The sequence below is a fragment of the Haloferax sp. S2CR25 genome, assembly GCF_031624535.1.
Taxonomy (GTDB): domain Archaea; phylum Halobacteriota; class Halobacteria; order Halobacteriales; family Haloferacaceae; genus Haloferax; species Haloferax massiliensis.
This window is the reverse complement of sequence record NZ_JAMQOO010000021.1, coordinates 1-21,153: the sequence shown is the minus strand read 5'-3', so window position 1 is coordinate 21,153 and position 21,153 is coordinate 1. Positions and strand designations below refer to the sequence as shown.

The window sequence follows — 21,153 nt, the reverse complement described above, 5'->3', positions numbered from 1 at the left end:
CTGGGACTCCGTCTTTCCGTACCGGGTGGGACTCCTGAAACGCGAGTGCGTACTGTTTCGGCCCCTTCGCGGTGATAAACGACGGGAGTTCGTCGACGTACGAGGGGAACTCCTCCGTGTAGTACCTGTAAATCTCCTCGCGGGTTGCGTGACGCCACGTCATGTGTTGAACTCCTGATCGAGCTTGTTGAAGCTCCGAATCGTCGTCAGCCCAGCTGCATCGAACGATTCAACGGCCTCTCGAATGCCCGAGAACGAGCGGGCTGCACGCCCGCTCACGCTGCTTTCTATCCGGTCGGCCTCTGCGAGACGGTCCAACACCTCGACGGCCGTCTCGCGTCTGTTGAACGCCCAGACAGCCTTCGCGTCTACCGTGCTCTGCTTGTCGTAGTCGTCGACCGACGCGTGTTTGTTGTTACTCGCGAGTTCGGCTTCACCGACCCACACGAGTTCCCCGTCAGCATCGAGACCGACAACGTCGAACACCGTTTCTTCATCGTACTCGTAATACGGCTCGACCTGTGCGACGTCGTCGCGGGAGTCTAACCACAGTTCGAGCAGCTTCACACCGACCTTGTGCGGCGTCTTCTCACCGATGTCCCCCTGACCAGGACCGACCTTGAGCTTCTGCCCGAGGAGTTCACGCCCTGCCGGGAGGACGGTGTAGTACTTCCGACCGCACGCTCGCCCTTCCTCCAGTAGGTCTTGCTCGACGAGCCGTTGCACATCCAGATCCTCAAAGTCGCTCTTGAACGAACTCATTGAATCCAAGAGTCTGTGATTTGGTGCGTCACCATTCATCACGTCGAGGATGCGGGTCAAGAATCGGACGTCGTCGTGCGTGAGTCCGCGCCGCTGGAGTTCGTCATCTGGAACGGTTACACCACCTGCCTGTACTGGTGACGACCCATTCTCTTCGACAGTTGTCTCCGCTTCTTCACTGACTGGTTCTTCCAGCTCAGTTGCCCCGGAATCTCCAAATAGCGAGGTGGTGTCCGCGTTTTTCTCTTTCTTCTCTTCATCGGCCGCCGAACCACTGGTTGCCTGTCCGATGAACGACGACTGCGTCGAGTCCGTAGGACTAGTCGAGTCTGCGGATGTCGAACCTTCGTCGTTCGGTCTACTTCCCCAGCCCTCGTCTTCGGCTGTCTCCGATTCGGTAGTCTCTGCAAGCCCATACTGGGCCTGTGTTCGCTCCGAAAGCCGTGGGAGGGCCACGGTCTCGAAGTGGTCCTCCTGTTCGACAGAGAGCGGCTCGTCGCTCTCTGGATGGCCGGCTGCTATCGGGAGTGGCTTCACCGAGAACGGGGCCGGACCTGTCTCCCCGAATGACGGACTCGGGAGTTGGGCGATCCACTCTCCGCTGGGGAGTGTGTTGATCCGATTTCTGAGGTCGGTCGGGCTCAGGTCTTCGTGGGCGAGCGACTCTGCGAGGTCGCGCTCGATGGAGATGTTCCCGATGAGCTTCGTCTTGATGTTGTTGAGGACCTCGTCGTAGGCGCGTTCGCTCCGATTTCGAACCTGCCCGGGGAACTGCATCACCAGTCCCATGCTCAGACCGAACGACCGACCCTGTGGAAGCAACTGCTCGGAAACGAGTTTCGTTGATGCGACGGGGGCCGCCTCCTCGATGATGAGGTTCGTGAGGTTCTCGTAATCCGTGTTCCCGTCACGTCGACGCACCTGCACTGCGTCCCAGAGGTTACTCAACAGGAGGAGTGTGATCGCTCGCTGTGCCTCCGGACGGAGGTCTCCCAAGTCGAACAGAATCGTGGCATCTTCGTCGAGGAACTCGCGGAAGTCGAATCGGTTGTCGACGTACTCTCCGGTCTCGTCCTGCTCCGGAACGTGGCTGAAGATCCGTCGCAGGTGTGCGTCCTCTCTGAGCTTATCGAGTCGGTTTCCGACGGCGTCCATCGACACCTGAAACCGGTGGTCGTCCTTCGCAAAGTGCCGTGTGAGCGACTCCTCGACGTTCCTGTTGGCCGCCGAAACTGGCGGAACAGTCCGCTCTCGCTGCATCCGGAGGGCTGCCGCGAAGAGGTCGTCCAGGCCGAAAACGTCGCTCCCGTACTCTTCGTCGAAGAGGGCCTTGATGAGGTAGCTGAGGATCTCATTCGCGACGAACGCCTGCCCGTACTGCTCGCGGCCCATGATCATCCGCAGGATGTCGTGGAAGTGGTCGACCTTGTCCTGAATGGCGTCCTCGCGGTTTCGCCCGGCTTCGAGCGCAGGCCGGATGTCGAAGAAGGAGAACGCGGGGACAGTCTCCGGGACACGGAACTGGTAGACGTCGTCCAACCCGTTGAAGCGTTCGTAGTGACAGCGAAGGTAGTTGGCACACATTCCGTCGCCTTTCGGATCGACGACCACGACGGGGCCGCCGGTCGTCTCACGGAGGGACAGTGCGTCGTTGATGATTGCCTTCGATTTCCCGCCGCCTGTCGATGCGAACCGGCCGTAGTGCGTCGTCAGGAGCTTGGGCGGAATCCGAATCGGGTCCGGTTGGGGGGCTCCGTTCTCATCGAGCGCATACCCAATCGCCATCCCTTCCTGAAACTGCTGAATCAGGTCCGGATTAGGCCACGGAAGCGGGTTTCGGCTTTGCTGTTCAGCGCGGGTTCCGCGTGTCCCTTCTACTGTGAGTTGCTTGGAGGAAGGAACCAAGACGAAATTCGCGAGTTCCGTTCCACTGAGGACGAAATCAGGCCGGGTCTTGCCTCTCCCGGTCGTAATCTCTCGGTCAAGTAGCCGCCGGAGGGCAGTCCGGGCGTTCTTCTCCTTCGTCTTTTCTCGGAAGCCACCAGCACGGAGTCGTTCTCCCTCGACTTCGTAATAGGGGCCGTCAACCGGGTCGAACACGGGCCGAAGTGAGTTCATCTGGGCCGCGAGTTCGTCGTGCGATTCGTCGTCGGTCGGAACACCGACTGCCCTGATGTTGGCAGTGTACGACCGCTTGGGGTTCTTCGCGTCGATGTACTCGATGCGCTTGGCGACTGACTCGCTGAGCTGTTTCTCGTCGTGATCGCTCCGCTGGTCTTCGACCTCGAGGAAAGAGCCCACTACCTCCTGGAAGAAGGTGTCCCTGCCGTCGACGAGATCCTCTTTTCTGACCTCTGCGTCGGACTGCCAGCTCGCCCGTCGCTGGAACACGACCTGAAGCGCCACGGGTGAGGCTGCCTCCATCAGGTGGTCCACTAGTGACGCCAGTGTCGCACCGGGCTGGTCGACAGCCACTAACCCGTCGTCGCCATCGCCAGTGGCGAAGGGCGTCAACGACGTCATCCAGTCTTTCTTCCGGGTGGCTGAACCGGACCAGCGCACGCCAACTGGCGAGACGGCGTCGATGGTGGGCCGAGCGAAAATCGTTCTCTCCGCAGTTTCGGTTGGCTTTTCGAGCGTCGTCAGTGGCCTCTCGTCCGGGATTGCGCTCGGTGGTGCGAGCTTGAGGGCCGTCTCACCGACCTCGACGAAGTGACCAGGAGACGCATCGAGTCTGGCACCACCATCTGCAAACGGTGAGGCTTCAGTCGCCGCCGCTTGGTCTTGGTCACGGTCCTCGCTGTCGAGTTCGTACTGCTCGTCGGGGCTGAATTCGTACTGCAGATGCCCCGCTTCGTAGTGTTCGATGAACTCAGCTCGTGTGAATTCGACTGGTTGGATGAGCCGAGCGGCGACGTCGACGTCGACACGCTCGATGTCGAACGTCTCGGGGTAGATCGAACGGAGCCGTTTTTCCAGTGTATCGCGATGTTCGTCGACACCGTAGAAGAACTCGACAGGGTCGTCCGCTCCCTCACTCAGTGCGAGAAACTCGAACCGGGGCGGTGTCTTACTGTGGAGTGGGTTCAGCTTCTGCGCGAGTCCCGTCGACTCTGCCGTCGTCAGTTTGTGCAGGCTTTCGAGGACTCGAGGGATTCCCTCGGGCTCAAGCTCCTCGGATGTCGGCGTGACTCGGAGATATTCACGCATCCTCTTCCCCCTCCATCGCCCCGCCATCAGGTTTCGCAGAGGCGGGTTCGGCTTCTTTCGACTGTCCGTTCGTGGCCTGCTGTTCCAACTCCTCACGGAACTGCTGTACGTCCGTATCGACTGCCTCCTCGCCAGCGCCGGGGAGTGATTCCCGCGTCTGAGTCGTCGGGTCGAAATCGATGACTTGCTTCTCCTTGGGCATCGCCTCGACCTTGATGCCGCGCCACTCGCCGTCGACGCCGACGAGCGCCTCGGAGAAGCCTGCGTCCTCGTTCCCGGGGACCGCATCCTGCACGTAGCGCATCTGGGCGTAGTTCAGCCCGAACTCGTCGGCCCACTGGTCGTCCATCCCGTCCAGGCGATGGAACTGCTTGACGGCACACTGATCGAGAATGGCTTCGGATTCGGCGTGCTCGAAGAACTCGTCGACGGTCTGCGTGACGAGCCGAATCGAGAGGTCGTGGTGGCGGTGATGGCGGAACACCGTCTCGAGAAACGCCAGACTCGCGGCGTCCTGCATGATGTAGCGCGCCTCGTCGATGACGAACACGACCTCCTTGTCAGTCTCTTTCGCCCGCTCGTACACGAGCGAGATGAGCAACTGCATCGTTAGCGCCGTGCTGCTGTCGACGCTGCCCTCCTGTTGTGCAAGGTCGAGGTAGATCACCTTCTCGTCACGGATGTCGAACTCCGAGGACTTCCCGAGATTAGCGTGGCGACCCTCTTCCTCGAAGGGGCGAAGCTGGTCGAGAAGCCACGTCGCGTCTTCGCGGATCTTCCCGGCCTCCTCGTCGGACCGAACCACGAACGACTCGGGGTCATCGACCATGTCCTCGAAGACGTCCATCATGTCTCGGATGGTCGGACTGGGGTTGCTGTGCGTCGAGATATCGTCGGTGATGTCGTTGCGCTTGTAGGCGCGTTTGAGGCCGAGTTCGAGCGTGGTCCGGCGGTCACCGAGTGAGATACCGCGCAGTGCGAAGAAGTTCGTCAGGAAGCTCATGGCGTCGTCGAGCTTCTCGTTGAACGGGCTCGCGTCCTCGCCCATCGCTCGCTGGACGTGGTCGGGCGTCTGGCGAATCTCAAGGGGATTCAGCCCGAGCGTCCCACCGACGGTGATGCGTTTCGCTCCGAGTGCTTCGGAGACGCCTGCCCAGTTGTTGAGCGGTTCGAGGATGATGCCGATGCGGTCCTTGCTCTGCTCGATAGAGCGGATGAAGTTTTGTTTCGAGCCGAACGATTTCCCAGACCCGGTATCGCCGACGGTGAACATCGCATACCCGTTGTCACGGGCGAACGGGTCGATGACGACCGGGCTCTGGTTGTCTTTGTGGATGCCGAACTCGACCCCGCCCTCTTCGAGGATGGTCGCGTTATGCGGCGACGAGAGGAGTGCGCCGACGGCCCCACCGAGGGCGATTGACTCGCGCCCGAATACGTTGTCTCCGATGGGTGCAGCCGACTGTAGTGCGAGGTCCTGCCGACAGATCGCAGTCTTCGGCGTGAGGTTTGCTGGGTCGTCGCGGAGCGCACTCTTGACCTTCTGGACTGAGTCCCTGAGGTCGTCCTTGTCGTCGGCGCGAACCGTAACGAACATCCCCTGGTCGAAGACGTTCGCCCCACTCTCGACGGCCTTGTACGTCGCAGCGGCTTCGTTCGCTCGCTCTTGGAGGTACGCACTGCGGACACTCTGTTCCAGATCCGCGTCAACCTGGAGGTCGTCAGCGATGTCCTGCAGTTCGTTCCGCGCTCGCTGCTGGTTCTTCGGGGTGATGTGCGCTGTGAGGTCGAACTCGACGTCGGTCAACTCGAAGAGATCGCTCAGATAGCCGTCGTTCGGATAGTCGGCGTAGTCAACGATGTACAGCGTCGTCGTCCACTGCTCGCCAACACGTGCAGCTCGTGTCTCCCATTCGATGGCTGCCGGCGCGGTCACCGTCTTGTGGGACTCGGAGATGTCGTCGAGGAGTTGTCCCTCTGCCTGCCCCTCTTCGAGCGTCTCCTCGTCGAGGACGTCAGAGAAGTCGACTTCGGGTTCGTCGTCGGCGGTGTGGCGGTCCCAGAGGAGTTTCCCGACGACTCCGAGGACCACAACCAACAGGAGGTAAATCGCCGCACCTTCGGGCGACGTTGGGTTCAGCAGCCACTCTGTGAGCTGGGTGAGGGGCCCGCCACCCGCCTGCAGGACGACGTTACGCATTGGTCTCATCCTCCCGGCGCGAGTGGCCGATAATCGGTTGCTCGCGAACAACACGCTCTGCTTCGTCGTAGTCGTGCTCTCTCCCGTTCCAGAAGTCCATGTTCAGGACGAACAGTTCGACCGTACTGAGCCGACGAGCAGACCAGCCAGAGGCCTGCTGGATGAACTCGGCGCGAACGTCGTTGACGCGGCTGTCGAGCTTCTCGAACATCTGTGCCCGACGCTCGACATCCGTCAGATCCTCACGGCGGGTCACGAACGGGTTGAACAGGAACCCGATGACGGGGAACTGCGTCAGTTTCTCGGCAGGTGTCCCTTCGTCTCGGTATCTGTCGTAGACTTCGAGCGGCGTGACCTCGACACCGATGTAGTAGCGGACCTGCTGGATACCTCGGTCACGCATCTCCTTGGGACGCGTCTCACGATACTCTTCGAGGAGTTCCCGGAAGATCGGGTTCTGCGTGACGTCCTCGTCGTTGAGCCGCTCCTCGATCGTCTCGGTGATTTGTTCCACCGGAAATGACCGGGTTGTCGCGTGGAGCTTGAGCTTCGAGTCGAGTTCCTTGTTGGCGAACTCTTCCCCGGCCTCCTGGAGCTGTGCCCAGTCGTCGGACATAGCGAAATCCATGTTCCCCGGGTCGATCTCGATGAACGCTTCCATCGTGCCGTCTGTCCGTTGAATTGCTCCAGCACCGGGCCACGCCCGCTTGACGTTCGTGAGGTCCTGCGTTCGCTCGTCCGGTTTGAACGGCGTGTAGTTCGCGAGCCCGCCCTCGTTTCGCTCTGTCTCGTTCGTGGTACTCTCGGGTTCTTCTGGAGCACTGAACGTGACTCGCGGACGCTTGGCGTAGCGATGGACGTCCTTCGTCCACGTCCACGCGTTCAGGTGGTCGGGAGAGACGTAGATAACGGCAACGCCAAACCCGAATCCTCCTGCGACGAACGGGAGGGCAAGTGATTCGATTCCGGTGAGACCAGCGACGAACAGCCCAATAATCGGGAAGGCGATGAGCACGCCGACGTCTCCCTCCTCGATGTTGAGGTAGGGGATGCGACTCTCTTCGCCGAACTGGTCCATGATGCGCCGTGCGGCTGCGTCTTGATCCATCGACATTGTTAGTGGATTCCTCGATCGAACTCCATTCCACGATCAGCACTCGATGCCTCTGCCGTTGCTCCGCTCGGATCGTTCTCAGTTCGGCGGTATGCTGGAGAGCTGCTGTCCCCGCTATTGTGACCTCCTCGAGCAGCAGCTTTCTGAGCGACAGCGTGGCCAGCGGCCGCTTTTGGCCCCCATCGTGCTGCAGTTGTCGCAACACCAGTACCGCCGACATAGGCACCGGCTGCGACACCGCCGATAAGAGCTGCACCCTTCGTCGCGCCACCTACGACCTTGGCAGTTAGTGGAGTTGCGTATCTGAACGTCTTCCAGGTCACGTAAAGCGCGATTAGCGGGAGTGATGCAGCGACCAGATATTTGAGGAACTTCGTTCCAGGAGTCAGCGTTTCCCCAGCGTAAATCAGGTCGTAGCCTTTGAGGATTATTGCGGCAGGTAGTGGGAGAACCGTGAGTGGGACAAACCGCTTACTGAATCCTAGAGCGATATCAGAGACTATTGGAATATTTCCATAGGCGAGAGCGAAGGCAACGGGCATTCCGTACAAGTAAACATAGATGAGAATCTCTCGGATGTAGAATAGTGCTTCCAATGCCCACATCGAGATACCACCAACAAAGGCAAACAACAGTGCCAATCCGGGGTTTGTAATTGATACTTCCAAATATCCAAGCATCGCCTCTGTGACCGAGGAGAGCTCGGGCATCAGTGCAATAGTGAACCCGTCGACGAGGTAGAGAGTCAGAGACCCAACCCAGTACCAGGTTATGATAAGGAAGGCACCGACCCATGCAGTTTTCTTCGTTTTTCGGGCTTCGTAGGCACTTCCGACATTGAAGATTCGAACCGTGTGCCGCCCTTGAACACTCATCACGAGAAGTAGAAGAGAAATGAGCATGATCTCTCCACCGACAAGAGCATCTTGAATTGCTGGCCAAGGTGCGTTCGTCGGATCTCCGAAGACAAATGCCCCGTCCGTGTTTGGAGTAGGTGTCCCGAACATCGCCTCCGTCAATGTCTCGTACCCCGATCTGAGTCCGTCCATGAACAGACCGGTAAACCAATCGACGACGGCCTTGGCACCTTCCAGTACGACGTCAATCAGATCAACCATAGTCAGGACTCCGTGATTGTAACCTCGCAATCAGTCATATCGTCAGAACCAGAGTATTGGGCTTCGTAGGTTTTTGAGACCTGATCGCCGCTAACCTGTGTTTCAACAGCTACAGTGAATTGACCGCTATTGCCATCTGGTGAGCAGCCCATCCCGTCCGCTGTTTCTGTACCGAACGGGAACGAGCTACTGAACAAGTCGATTGTCTCGCCAGGCGGAATTACTACTCGCTCAGTCTCATACAGCCCACCTTCCCTGGGATTCTCAATTGGATTGGGGACGTCCCCAGTAAATTGTAACTCCACGACAGCATCTGGACCACTGCCCGTGTTCTCTACTGTAACGAATGCCTCTCCGTTCTTTTTTCTATCAGTTTGACTCTCTCCATAGACCTCATCCCAAGGTTTGTCTGGATTGTTTCGATACAGCCCGATTTCTCGAATCTCGATCTGTGGCCTGATCTCTTCGGTACTCTCGACGACAGTCTCCTCCCCTTTTAGTGCGACCACGCGGTACTCACCGGGCTCGTATGCAGTTCCGATCTCGAACGAGACCTGCTGGGCTCCCGCAGCCACGTCACGCTTTCCGAACAGTTCACCATTCGGCTGGATGAGGTTGACCTGGTCGACATCGGCTTCTGCCGAGAGCTCGACGACAAGCGTCGTTCCCTCGACGGCGACTCGCGTGAGCGGCCCCTGACTGTCTGTGGCGGCTGTCCCGTCACTTGGAGTTCCGGAGCTTCCACCGTCGTTCAGACAGCCAGCCACGCTCGCAAGCGCCGCGCCTGCAACTGTTCGGAGGGCGTTTCGTCGACTGATGTGTGGATGGTTTCTGGTCATGGATCTCGTTGGAAGATATCTTCTGGGCCGAGCATTCGGAGCAGACGGCGTCCTGCGTAGAACATCACGAAGAAGGGGATGAACTGCCAGCCGACCTCGAAGATGAACGCGAACCAGCCGTCGATGGTTCCGAGTGGATGCCACCTGGCGGTCGACGTATCACTCACGTAGGCTGGGTTGTGTCCGAGCCACGATCCCGGATGATATCGGGCGGTGTAGATGCCGGGTTCAGTAATCGTCACGATGGCTACGCCAGAGACGTTGGTCTCGACCTCCCGGTTGGCGATGGTGATGTAGCCATCACGTGGGCTACCCCCGATGGGATACCGGCGGGCGCTGTCGTTGAGGACGATCGGTGCGCCAGTCTGGTTGTCACGCAGTTCGATCCGGAGTGTCGCTTGTGACTGGTTTTGTTGAAGAACCTCCACCGTGAGGTTACTGCGGCGAAGCTGCCGCTCGGAACCGGCGTCGGGCTCGACGATCGACGCGTTCACACTGCGGACGATGCCCGCGACGTGGAGTGCCTCTCTGTCGACGTTCTCGGCACGGACGGCGACACCGTACGTCGTCTCGTAGGACTGGTTGACGACCTCGATGTTGACGTTCTCGCCGATGGTCCCCAGCGGAGAGGGACGTTCCGTGCCCCAGGTGTCGATGATTTCCGGGCCGTCGCGAACGGGTTCTGCACGCGGTCCGATTCGGGACGGATACGCGTGGACGTACACGGGGATCGCATCGGATTCGACTTCGACGCTGTCGGTTCGGTTCGACTTGACGAGGGTGTCCCAGTTGGTGTTGCGGGCGGTGTAGAACCGCCAGACACCGCGCACGCTCGCGTTCTCCTTGTCAGTGAGCGTGTAGCCTTGCCACGGCCGAGACTGGAAGATGGCAACGCCAGCATCGCCGTTGGGGTACTCGGCGTAGTAGGGGTACGCAGAGAGGTCGTAGATCTCGACGTCGATCGAGTCCGAGACGTTTCGCGTCTCCTCTCGGTAGACTACGTCGACGTCGGTGCTGTTCCCCACGCCAGTCTGTATCGTCTTCTTCAACCGGACGTGGATCTCTGCCTCAAGCGTGAGGGTTGCACTCCAGTCGTCGTCGATTTGGTAGTCTATGGCCGGCGTGTGCGACCCATCGGTCCTCGCGATGGTTTCCCCGTCTTTCTGCAGCCGAACTTCCTCGATCTCGTGGTTCGTAAGCGACCACTCGACAGTCCTGTTCCCCGAGGAACTCCCGTTTGGAACACGGACGCGGTAATCGACGAACCCGCGCATTGTCCCATTTGGTGCGATGTAGAGCGGGGTTTCGCCGGACTCGAGGTGGCCCCGCGTCGACGGCTGAACCGCGAATACGGTCGCGTGGGCATCCGCGATGAACACGCCATCTTCGAGCGACGCGTGGGGCGGGTGAACGGACGTATCCGAGTCGCCGGCGTCGAGATCCTCGAAATCGTTTCGGGTCCAGGTTGCGGCAGTCGCGGGCGGCCGCTTGAACGTGATATCCGTGCCATTCGCGAGCTGGTGGATGGCGGTCCGCTCGTCACCGTAGCGCTGGCGGTACTCCTCTTGACTGATGTAGTTATCCGCGTCGCGAGACCAGAGGGTCGCAGATTCGTTCTCAGAGAGCCCATTTCCTTCCGTACCCGGCCGTGGTGGGCTTGCCGTGACGATACCCGTGACTAGACTCGTCACGAACAGGACGGCCATGAGCACGGAGAGCTCTCGTTGTTCCATGGGGGGCTCGCGACGGGGTGGTGGAGTGGCTTACCAGGGGACGAGGTCAACACACTGCGCCAGCGGGAGGCCCATCATCGACCCGGCAACCGTGTACAGCGGGCCGAGGACGACGAGGACGACGGCAGACTTCATCGCAGAGCGCTTGTGGCGCTTGAGTCCCTTCTTCTGCTCAGGATTGAGGGTGAACATCTCGATGAGGGAGTCAGCCTGCCAGACTACTGCAAGGCCGACGATGCCGAGTCCAGTGGTGAGCTGGAAGAACCCCTCAATCATGCTGGGGAGGTTATCCGCACTACAGACCGCGCTGGTCTGCGCTGCGGCGGGTTGGACAGCGAACAGGGTCAATAGTGCGACGGTGAGAACGGCTTGTCTGGGGACCTTGCTCACTATCGTGGACTGATTGTCAGTACGATTCTCAGATGTCTCGGAGGTTGTACTGTCCTGTGTCATAGCGGGTTATTCCTCTGCGTCTTCGACGAGTGCCTTCAGATCGGCGTACCGGTTGGTCTCGTCGGCGATTTCTTCTTTCGTGTAGCCCTGCTCGCGGGCCCGTTCGAGGAGGGTGCGGAGGTCGTCGGGGTCGACATCGCGGACTTCCATTTCCTCCCGGAGAGCGCGGCGATAGAGGGCGGAGGCGTTGATGTGGTCGTTCCACATCAGGTACAGGTCATCGATGTCTTCGATGGTGACTGACCGGGTTATCATACGTGCGAGTATGGGTATGCACCAACGGAGTCGTGGTACATATTGACCGAGTATTTGGATGAGAAATAAATACTTTCTGGATATTGCGAGTGTTACTAATCTAGAAATAGATCGGGAGGTCTTGGCTGAGGGACAGCATCGGACACGTCTTAACCAACAAGATTGGCGGAGTGCCGCCTCGCGTTGGTTAAGTCATCCAGAGCAGGTCCGTCAGTCCAGCTCGATGATCTCGCCATCCCCATCGTTGAGGAGTTCGCGGAGCTTCGCAAGCCGACCCTGTCCCTCCTGAAAGAGTTCCTCTCCAGTGGACTTCGAATGGTCACCGGATTCCAGCTGCTCGATGAGGGTGTTGATTCGCTCGACGTTTTCCGAGATCTCTGTATCTTTAGCCATGGAGAGTCGGTGAGTACCCTACTTCCTTTAGTCCAAGGGTGAATCCGACAACATCCTGGAGCGACTACGGTGGATAGGGTCGCTAGTCTCTTCGTTCAAATCCACAACTTCAAGTAACTTTATCGACATAGGTTACGTATGGCGAATAAGGTTGTCACTCGTACCTACACGGCTGCCATCAGAAACAAGCCGCAGGTGCAGGATGACCTTGACGCCCTCGGGTTTGCTGCGTCGAAACTCTGGAACGTCGGACGATGGGTCTGTGACCGTGTGTGGTCTGAAATCGGCCACATCCCCGGTCACAACGAACTCACCGCCTACCTCAAGTCGCACGAACGCTACGATGACCTACATTCTCAGTCAAGTCAACGAGTCCTCCAAGAACTCGCTGAGGCGTTCAATGGCTGGTACGGCAAACAGCGCAACGGAGACAAGAAAGCAAACCCGCCAAAATACCGCAAGCACAATGATTTGCACCCGCGTTCAACGGTCACGTTCAAGCAGAAAGGCTTCAAGTTAGACACTAAATACAACCGCGTTCGCCTCTCGAAAGGGGCGAACCTGAAGGATTACTGGTCGGACTTCATACTCTGTGAGTATCAGATCCGTCCAGATATTGACCTCTCTACCGTCGAAAGCGTCCAACAAGTGCGAATCGTCTGGGCAGACGATGAGTGGGAACTGCACTTCGTGTGCAAAGTCGAGATCGAAGTGTCAGAAGTTCCTGGTGAGAAGACCGTGGGTATTGACCTCGGCATCAGCAACTTCGCTGCCCTCGCCTACGAGAGTGGTCACGCCGAGCTATATCCGTTGAATTGCTTGAAGCAGGACGACTACTACTTCAGCAAACGGATTGCCAAGTGTAACGACTCAGACTCCGCAAAGGCCAACCGTTGGAACCAGAAGAAGTCGGCTCGCCGCACTCATTATCTCCATACCCTCTCGAAACATATCGTGCAACGGTGTCTCGACGAGAAAGTCGGAACCATCGTTGTAGGGGATCTTTCTGGCATCCGTCTCGATACCGGAAACGGTGGGCCGAAACACTGGGGTCCACACGGGAACCTCACCTTGCATTCGTGGGCGTTCGATCGCTTTACCGAACTGCTTACCTACAAAGCTGAAGCCGAAAGCATCGCTGTCAAGCAGGTGTCTGAGCGTGATACGTCCGCTTCTTGTTCATGTTGTGGTCGGAAGCGCAAAGCAAATCGAGTTGAGCGCGGGCTGTACGTGTGTGATGAGTGTGGCACAACGGCAAACGCAGACGTGAACGGTGCTGAGAATATTCGACAGAAAGTATCTCCGAGTTCACCGAGTCTATCGGTGGATAGGAGTAACGGCTGGTTGGCACAGCCATCGACGTACCTTTTCGACCAAGAGAGCGGATGCTTCGCACCGCGAGAACAGGCAACGTCGTAAACCACAATATCCCAACGGTGGTCGGGAATCCTCGTCTTTCAGGACAAGGAGGATGTCAAGTGAACAGCCACAATCCGAGCACGATCAGCAGGAGCACGACGAGGACCGCGATGATTGCCTTGTAGTAGGCTGGGCTCATCCCCGTTGGCCTACCCGCCTCCGCAGCGACTTGCTCCAGTTCTCTTTCGTGTTCGAACTCCCGCTTGAACGACTCGTAGGCGGCTTCCAATTCTTGCTCTAGCCCGTCGACTTCTCCAGAGAGAAACTGCTCCACGTCCGCAGTAACGTACTCACCGGCGTCAGTCGGCGTGATCGCGTTTCGATCCGCAACGCGTCCTGCTATCGTCCGGTCTTCTGCGTGACCGACCGCGGCGACAACCGGGGTGTTAGACGTGAAGATGGCTTCCGCGACGGACTCGTGGTTGAACGCCATCAAGTCGGTGTCGCTTCCGCCGCCTCGACCCACGATGATGGAATCGACATCCTGGTTGCGGTCAAGATAGTGGATTCCGTTTGCGAGTGACGTCGGCGCGTTCGGCCCCTGGACGCTCGCATCCTTGATTACGAGGTCAATCGTAGAGTTTCGACTGTGGACCGAGTCCTGAATGTCGTATCGGGCATCGCCCTGGAGGGAAGTGACGACGCCGACTCGGTCAGGAAATCTCGGTGGGTCTTTCTTGTGCTCATCATCGAACCATCCGCGCTGTTCGATCTCAGATGTGAGACGCTCGAGGGCGGCGGCCTGCTCACCTTCCCCGACGACTGTGATCCGCCACGGCTTGATGTCGAGTTTCCCACCTTCGACCCAGTAATCGATGTCACCGTGAACGATGACTTCGAGGCCATCCTCGAGGTCGATGTCCATGTTCCGATAGCGGCTCCGCCAGAGCATACACGGCAATTCGTGCGTTCCGTCAGTGAGGGTGAAATAGAGGGCTGCGTTGCTCCCCCCGAGATTCGTGACCTCACCATAACAGCGGACATCCTGGAGCGGTTCGGATGTATCTACGACGTCTGAGATACGCTGATTGAGCTGCTGAACGGAGAGAACCTCGTCAGTCTGTGATAACGTCTCAGACCGCTCATCTGGCGAGTTCTCCATCTAACTGACAAACAGTCCTCATCCTGCGAATAAAATTGCTTCCCCGCCACCTCAATAATCAGGATTCCACAGAAGACATCTGGAACTCCGTAAAATGACCCTCAATAACCATCCACAACACCTTACGGATTTTCTAACTGTCCGGCAAGTGCGACATCTGCTTCGGTAACGGTTTCTGGGTCAACCAGCTCAATCTCCTCTGTGAGTTTATGGTGTAGTCTCCGAATCGTACCGTTCGTCCCATATCTACGACGTCTTCGATGTATGGTTCGCAACTGCCCCTCTGCCCAGTCGCTCATTTCGTGATCATCCAAGAGTTCGAGGATCTCCTCAGCTTCTCCGCTTACGTCCTCGTCGCTGTCCGCGATCTGCCGGCATAACTGTTTGATGTCGATGACGACGTCACTATCGCCGCTCTGCCGGCTCAATATGTCGTTTTGCCACGTGCTCGGCGTACACAGTTCGCCTACGAAGGATTTTAACTCCTCAAAATCATCCTCTGGAATCGCGTGGCGGGTGGTATCAGGGGAGGAAATGGTTTCGAATACTCGAACTTCATCAGTCTCCAGCCGTGGGAATTGGGTGAAGACCGTTTGCCCCCCAATTGTGGTGCTTTGTACTCGATCCGAATCGAAGATAGTGGTTCGCCATTCAGTGCGTCCACTACTGTGTTCAAGGTGTGCGAGTGAGACGTATCCATCTTCGCCAGGGGAGACGAAATACTGCGGTTCAGACCTGTTTGCGACCGCATCGTAGGTTTCCTGAAGCTCCTCAATATCGACCTCATTCTCCTCACAGAACGCTCGAACGACGTTCCTGAGATCGTCGTACTTCGATCCAATACCCTCCAACCGTTCGTCCCCAAACTCTGCGCCGCCCTCTTCCAGTCTTTCGTAGGTGATGAGCGTCTTGTGTACTTGTTCTTCAGCAGTGTCCAGGATGGGAGCGGCATGACCGAACGTGTTGGCGATATCCTCGATTTTCTCTTGAATCCGCTCGACGAGCCCGAGCTGCTTCCGTAGGTCACCTGTCGGAGCAAAGTTGTAGATCCACAGTTCATCATGCCGCGTAGTGATGCGGTCAAGACGCCCAATTCTCTGCTCCATCTTCATCGGGTTCCAGTGGAGATCGTAGTTCACGAGAACTCGTGCATCCTGAAGATTCTGCCCGACCCCTAGTACGTCGGTCGCAAACAGTATGTCAATCTCTTCACCGGGGGTCACATCGGCTTCTTGGGCTTCCGGAGCAAATCGCTCAACAATTCTCTCATCGTACCCACTTCCCCCGTGGACAAATCCGACGGTAGGATTACTCGGATCTTGACCGAGCGTAGCAACGTTGGTGTGTGCTGGATTCTCTCCAGTTAGTTGCTCAAAGAGGTGCGTGATCGTGGGTACGTACTGGCTGAATATGAGAACCTTCTCGTCAGATAGCTCTCGATCAATTAACCCACGCAGGCGTTCCGCCTTCGCGTCTTTGGTGCGACCGTCTTCTTTAGTTTGAAGTGCATTCTGGGCTTGCCGTTTTATTCGATCCAATTCTCGAAGGTCTTCGTCAATGTCTGCTACGATCTCGTCCCTTTTCGATGGGCTAACTCTATTGAGGGCTTCTGCGACATCCTCAAAGTCAACATCTTTGGCGAAATCGTCCTCGAATGTATCCCGTATCTGTTCGACGGCGTCACTCCGGTTTTGCGCATCATCCAGGTCACCAGTAGCGATGTGACGTGTGATGCGCTCTCGTTCCATAAGCCGTTCAACGGAGTTCTCGAACGCGGCAAGGCTACTCTCAAGACGTTTGAGGAGATTGATGAGCATCAGAATGCTCGCATTCTGGTACTCAATGATTAGTTCCTCTTCTTCGTCTCCGTCAGCGTCATACCGATCAGCACTAACATAGGGGATGTTCAATCCGGAGTTCTCGGAGTCGTCTGAGCCGATGACTGTCTCGACGATATCACTATAGAGTTCGTCGAGACGAGGATCATCGGGTGTGACGAGACGGGGCATTCGATCAGGGACGCTAATGGCCCGATCTCCGATGGTGATGTCCTCATAATTTTCGAGAATGTACTTCCGGTCCCTCGATATAATCACTTCCCGCATAATCGACTCAATAAGCTTCTCAAGCTTCGAAATACGACTCTGGGTGCTCGTAGACTTGTCTTCCTCGCTGGAGAGGCGGTCGTACTGTTTGAAAATCTCACTCGGTGACAAGCCCTGAAGCTCAATGTCAAAGTCGTCGTCGTCGGCAAACACCTTTATCAAATTGTCCACGTCTCGGACGGAGTTGTGGATCGGTGTCGCAGTGAGCATCACGAACTTCTTGCCCATCCGACCGATTGACTGGAGTTTATCGTAGCGCTGTGTTCCAGTATTCCGAAGATTGTGGGCTTCGTCGACGAGAATCAGATCAACTCCACGCAGCCGTTGGATCTCCTTTTCAGATAGACGAGAGAGTTTATTGAAACTCATAAACGTCTTCTCAGCAGTTGTCGGGAATTCGCCGGTGTTCGCATCAAGAAGGTCCTGCATCCACATCCGCTCCAGCCGTTTGGGAGCGATAATGAGAACATCATCTCGGGAACTCGTGTAGTCCTGAACAAGAGGAGCACCTATGTATGACTTGCCGAGCCCCACGCTGTCCGCTAGAACGACTCCATTGTATTTTTCGAGGGGGCGACGAGCTGCCCTGAACGCGTCCTGCTGGAACGCTGTGAGTTGCTCTTCGTAATCGCCAGTGATGTCCTGAAGTAGAGTGCCTTCTCGGACATCTCGGGAAAATTGCTCAACAATGAACCGCTTCGTCGCTTCGTATGGTGAAATCGTTTCCACCTCGGCGACCGATGTTTCTTCTTCCGTGGAGGAGTCCGGCAAGTCGTCTCCAAACTGCGACTTCTCGATCTCGGCGGACATCAGGTCCTTATCGAATTCGCTGGCCTCCTCCCAGATGTCCTCAAACCACTCACCAAGATACCGAATAGTGTTGTTGTCCTTCTTTTCGACGTTCAGTTCGACGTTCCCACGGAGGCCGCTGGCAGAGAGGTTCGAGGAGCCGATAATCGCCCGGCCAAGGTCCGGGGAACCCGCCGGGTGTTCGAAGAGATAGAGCTTCGGATGGAATCGACTGTCGTCGTACACTCGTACATCCACCTTGTCCTGCTGAATGAGTTCGTAAAGTCGATTGATCCCCTCTTGGGCCTCACTACGGTCGTACTCATCTAGGTCGTCGGCGAATCCACGTTCGAGTTCATCGATGGTGCGCTGGTCAGTATCGGTCCCGATTAGAATTTCGACGCGCTCAGCCCTTCGGAGATTTTCCTTCAGGAGATCGAAACCGCCGAGATAGAAGTAACCGACGGCTATGCGGACGGTCTCGGCTTCAGGTGCCAGCGCATTCGCTCGTTCGGCGACATCATACTCGCGGTTGTCAAGGACGTCAGAGTAGTCGGACCAGTCCCGATTGCCTCCTTCGTCAGATCCCATTTTCGAGCCTCTCCAAGTCAACCCCATAAAGTTCCGCGACCGCCTCGTCGAGTTCTCGATCTATCTCCTCGATAGCGTCCATATCAGGGTCGTCTAAAACGTCGGGTCGCTTTTTCTGGATCTGAATCGCATCTTCCACCAATCCGACAATCTTCTCCTTCTCGTCGTCGTCCGGGATTTTGATCGGTAGCCGACGCACGTCCCGTGTCGATAGCCCGATCCGATTGAGGAAATTCTTAGCGATATATCCGGAGAAAGTGGAGTTGAGGATGGCCATCATATACTTCAGATCAGCTTTTTCCTCGTCGATACTGAAGAAAACAAGATTTGTATTCGTAAATACAGATGGCTCAATCATCCGACACTCCAGATTTCTGACCCCACCTCCCTGCTTCGTTGCGATTCCCTGATTCAGGTAGTACTGGTCGTTCCGGGGAACGCCTTGATCCTTGAGCTTATCGACGTTATCGCGCGACCAGTCTACGAACTCGTCAGTCGGACAGAAATAGAGATCCCGACTTTTGCTTTCCCGTGTTACCTTCACGAAGGTCCGGTCAGCATCATTAGGAATGCCATGCAACTTCTCTTCCTCAGAGAGCTGACTGGCATCGTGTATGACCTTCTCTTCTTTGACGGTCTTGTAGAGTTTACTCCGGCTATAGGTATCTTCCTCCTCGATTCGTTTGGCCTTTTTTGTCCCTTCCAACACGTGGATGAAGTCCTTATTCGTTCTCATTGAGATGCCCTGCCCACCAACGGTCAGCAGGCCGAATGGAAGAATTTCTCCGGGACTTGTTTCTTGTATCAGGGATTCTACCTCTGGTAGACTGTTTTCAAGGTTCGATACATCTGCGATCTCCTTTTGCCAGCGGTCGTAGACTGAATTAAACGGCGCGATGAATTCTCCGAATATCTCGGTGTTAAGCTCTGTTGGTGTGAAGAATGAGTTATTTATCGACTTTCTATAGAGTTCCCTATTCAACTGATAGATGGTGTGCTCCCCTAGATTTGATCTCTTGGTCTCATATGATACATCGCCTATTGAGACAGAGTACGATTCATCGTAGTCAATCGGAGTCAACAATTGTGGATACGACTTAATATCGACATCATAGCTATCATTGAGTCGTACTTCGTTCGGTTTGTTGCTGGACTTACTCAGTGAGAATATCGCCGTCTCCACGGATGCATCGAAGGCATCCGGGTTCACCCGAGTCAGTTCGTCCAACTCGTCAAGTAGAGTGGATCGAACGTCAGTTTTGTTTATTTGGGTGAAGAAGGTGTCCGACATTATGTATGTGAAGACTCCCTCACTATTGGCGAGTTCGTATCCGCGGTGGACGAAGAACTGGAACAGATCTGTTTTAGAGTAGTACCTGAACCCTTCTTTTTTCGAATAGAAATCTCCGAGCTCGCTTTTGTATTCTGCTCCTTCTTGGCCCTCGTACGGGGGGTTTCCAATGACGATATCAAAGCCACCGTCCAGAATCACCTCCGGGATATTCGTAGTCCAAGTAAAGCTAGATTCTGCTGCTTCTGCAGCTTCAGCCATCCAGCCCCCCTTTTCTTTCACAGCTAATTGAGCTTCTAGTTCCGTCGTGAGCTTTTCCAGTTGTTCGCTGAGTCGGTCTTTATTATCGCCATGCGCAGTCTGGAACTCTTTTCGAGTCTGGTGAATCTTATTTAGGGTGCTGTTCAGTCCGCCAGTGAGCGTCTCCTGGTAGGAACTAACGTCCACACGTGTCGGGTCGTATTCGCCGACGAGGCTATTCCCGACAAAGAATTTGAATCCAAGGTTTGGCAGGGCGAACTTCTCGTTGGCCTCAAGGAACTCCTCGTGGCTAACATGCTTGAGATCCTGCATCAGGTGGAGCCAAACTCGGAATTTACACATTTCGATGCCAGCAGCATCAATGTCAACACCGTAGAGCGTGTCGGCAATGAATTCCTTCTTAAGTTGGAATCGACTTCGGTCGTCGCCACGGTAGGAGTCCAGCGCCTCTGATACCGCGACGAGCTCCTCTAGCATAGCGATAATGAACGCACCACTACCTACTGCTGGGTCTAACACGGTCGCGGAGCGGAGTGCGTTGTGAATGGCCTCAATCTGGCTGTCAGAGAGGGAATCAGGTGTAGTGTGATCAGTAACCAGTGATACCGCCTCCTCATTCGTGATGTCCGTCTGCCCCAGCAAGTGCTGCTTGAGGGCATTTTTTGTCATATAGGAGGTGATCGGCTTCGGTGTGTAGAATGCACCCAGATCGGCGCGGTCGTCCTTCTGCATAAACATCTCAAAGATGCGCCCGATGAACTCCGGATCAACAACGAGCTCCTGCTCGCTTGGATTCGACTCGCGCAGAGAGATCTTGTATCGTCGGAGGAGTCCCTCTGGGTTACCAGAGTCGTTCTCCTCTGGGCTGAGGAGCTTATCGAAGAATATCTCGTCTATTTCAACATTCTTCTCTATGTCCTTTCGCTCAAAGAGCCCCCCGTTGAGGAAGGGAATCCGGCCGAGGGTGCCGGACTCTGTCGTCCCTTCCTCTGAGAGTGCCTCGAAGAACAACGGTTCAAAGAAGTCGTCGTAGACGTGCATATCAGGCTCTTCGGTCACCTCTTCGTACTTGTTCTCGACATAGTCAACATCCCCGTCAAGCCATCTTTTCTCCTCAATGAACAGCAGGAATAACACCCGGTTGACGACAGTTCTCGTGTAAGCGTTGAGGTTCTCTTCCGGATTTTCCAGACCATGAATCGCATCTTGAAGATCTTCGCGGAATATTTCGCCAAAATCTTGATAGAAGCTCCGCGTGACCTCTCGAATGGAGAAAACATCCTCAATGTCGCCTTCGAGACTCGGTCGACCTTGTCCAGAGTCTACCGTGAGGTCATCAAGATAGTCGAGATAAGCTGGCTCCACGCCGAAGCGCTTGACTGTGAAGTAGTTTCAGTACATCACAAAGCCGGTTAGTTGAGACGTCTGCTTGCAGAAGGTGTGTCTAATACCAAGCAAGCAGACAGTGAAATCCACGAGGACCAGCTCCTTAACTTCCTCGTCAACCGACTTGACGAG

At 56.3% G+C, this 21,153-nt stretch carries 13 protein-coding genes and 1 pseudogene; 1 reads left to right on the top strand and 13 read right to left on the bottom strand.

The window, feature by feature from the left end:
• The 10 genes and pseudogenes from NDI65_RS21805 to NDI65_RS21760 all read right to left on the bottom strand — a co-directional run.
• A pseudogene (locus NDI65_RS21805) lies at window positions 1-163 on the bottom strand (DNA primase); the annotation flags it as partial.
• Window positions 160-3,972 carry an ATP-binding protein gene (locus NDI65_RS21800; RefSeq protein ID WP_310894394.1) on the bottom strand — a complete coding sequence of 1,271 codons (3,813 nt, stop codon included), beginning with the start codon at window positions 3,970-3,972 and terminating at the stop codon, window positions 160-162. The gene NDI65_RS21800 and the pseudogene NDI65_RS21805, both read right to left, overlap by 4 nt.
• Window positions 3,965-6,172 (bottom strand): transferase, encoded by a 2,208-nt coding sequence (locus tag NDI65_RS21795; protein WP_310894393.1) that lies wholly within the window; start codon window positions 6,170-6,172, stop codon window positions 3,965-3,967. The genes NDI65_RS21800 and NDI65_RS21795 overlap by 8 nt, the downstream gene beginning before the upstream one ends.
• A complete protein-coding gene (locus NDI65_RS21790; RefSeq protein WP_310894392.1) occupies window positions 6,165-7,286 on the bottom strand; it encodes a hypothetical protein in 1,122 nt (373 codons plus the stop codon). Before NDI65_RS21790 ends, NDI65_RS21795 begins: the two co-directional genes overlap by 8 nt.
• Window positions 7,287-7,288: 2 nt before the next feature.
• A complete protein-coding gene (locus NDI65_RS21785) occupies window positions 7,289-8,404 on the bottom strand; it encodes a hypothetical protein (RefSeq protein ID WP_310894391.1) in 1,116 nt (371 codons plus the stop codon).
• Between the two features lie 2 nt (window positions 8,405-8,406).
• Window positions 8,407-9,243 (bottom strand): hypothetical protein, encoded by an 837-nt coding sequence (locus NDI65_RS21780; RefSeq protein WP_310894390.1) that lies wholly within the window; start codon window positions 9,241-9,243, stop codon window positions 8,407-8,409.
• Window positions 9,240-10,976 carry a hypothetical protein gene (locus NDI65_RS21775; protein ID WP_310894389.1) on the bottom strand — a complete coding sequence of 579 codons (1,737 nt, stop codon included), beginning with the start codon at window positions 10,974-10,976 and terminating at the stop codon, window positions 9,240-9,242. Before NDI65_RS21775 ends, NDI65_RS21780 begins: the two co-directional genes overlap by 4 nt.
• A 30-nt stretch (window positions 10,977-11,006) precedes the next feature.
• On the bottom strand, window positions 11,007-11,429 hold the full coding sequence (locus tag NDI65_RS21770; protein ID WP_310894388.1) for a hypothetical protein: 423 nt from the start codon (window positions 11,427-11,429) through the stop codon (window positions 11,007-11,009).
• A gap of 6 nt (window positions 11,430-11,435) precedes the next feature.
• Window positions 11,436-11,684, bottom strand: a complete 249-nt coding sequence (locus NDI65_RS21765; protein WP_089699213.1) for a hypothetical protein — start codon at window positions 11,682-11,684, stop codon at window positions 11,436-11,438.
• 210 nt (window positions 11,685-11,894) lie between these two features.
• Window positions 11,895-12,077, bottom strand: coding sequence for an exodeoxyribonuclease VII small subunit (locus NDI65_RS21760; RefSeq protein WP_310894387.1), 183 nt, complete (start codon window positions 12,075-12,077; stop codon window positions 11,895-11,897).
• Between the two features lie 138 nt (window positions 12,078-12,215).
• On the opposite strand from NDI65_RS21760, the gene NDI65_RS21755 reads away from it, so the two are divergent.
• Window positions 12,216-13,496: a transposase gene (locus NDI65_RS21755; protein ID WP_310894386.1), complete on the top strand. Its 1,281-nt coding sequence runs from the start codon at window positions 12,216-12,218 to the stop codon at window positions 13,494-13,496.
• 55 nt (window positions 13,497-13,551) lie between these two features.
• Here the strand turns inward: NDI65_RS21755 and xseA are convergent, their stop codons facing one another.
• The 3 genes from xseA to NDI65_RS21740 form a co-directional block, all read right to left on the bottom strand.
• Window positions 13,552-14,598 (bottom strand): exodeoxyribonuclease VII large subunit, encoded by a 1,047-nt coding sequence (gene xseA / locus NDI65_RS21750; RefSeq protein ID WP_310894385.1) that lies wholly within the window; start codon window positions 14,596-14,598, stop codon window positions 13,552-13,554.
• 122 nt (window positions 14,599-14,720) lie between these two features.
• Entirely contained in the window at window positions 14,721-18,083 is a 3,363-nt protein-coding gene (locus NDI65_RS21745) for a helicase-related protein (RefSeq protein ID WP_310894384.1), read from the bottom strand.
• Entirely contained in the window at window positions 18,073-21,000 is a 2,928-nt protein-coding gene (locus NDI65_RS21740; protein WP_310894383.1) for an Eco57I restriction-modification methylase domain-containing protein, read from the bottom strand. Before NDI65_RS21740 ends, NDI65_RS21745 begins: the two co-directional genes overlap by 11 nt.
• Window positions 21,001-21,153: the final 153 nt, after the last annotated feature.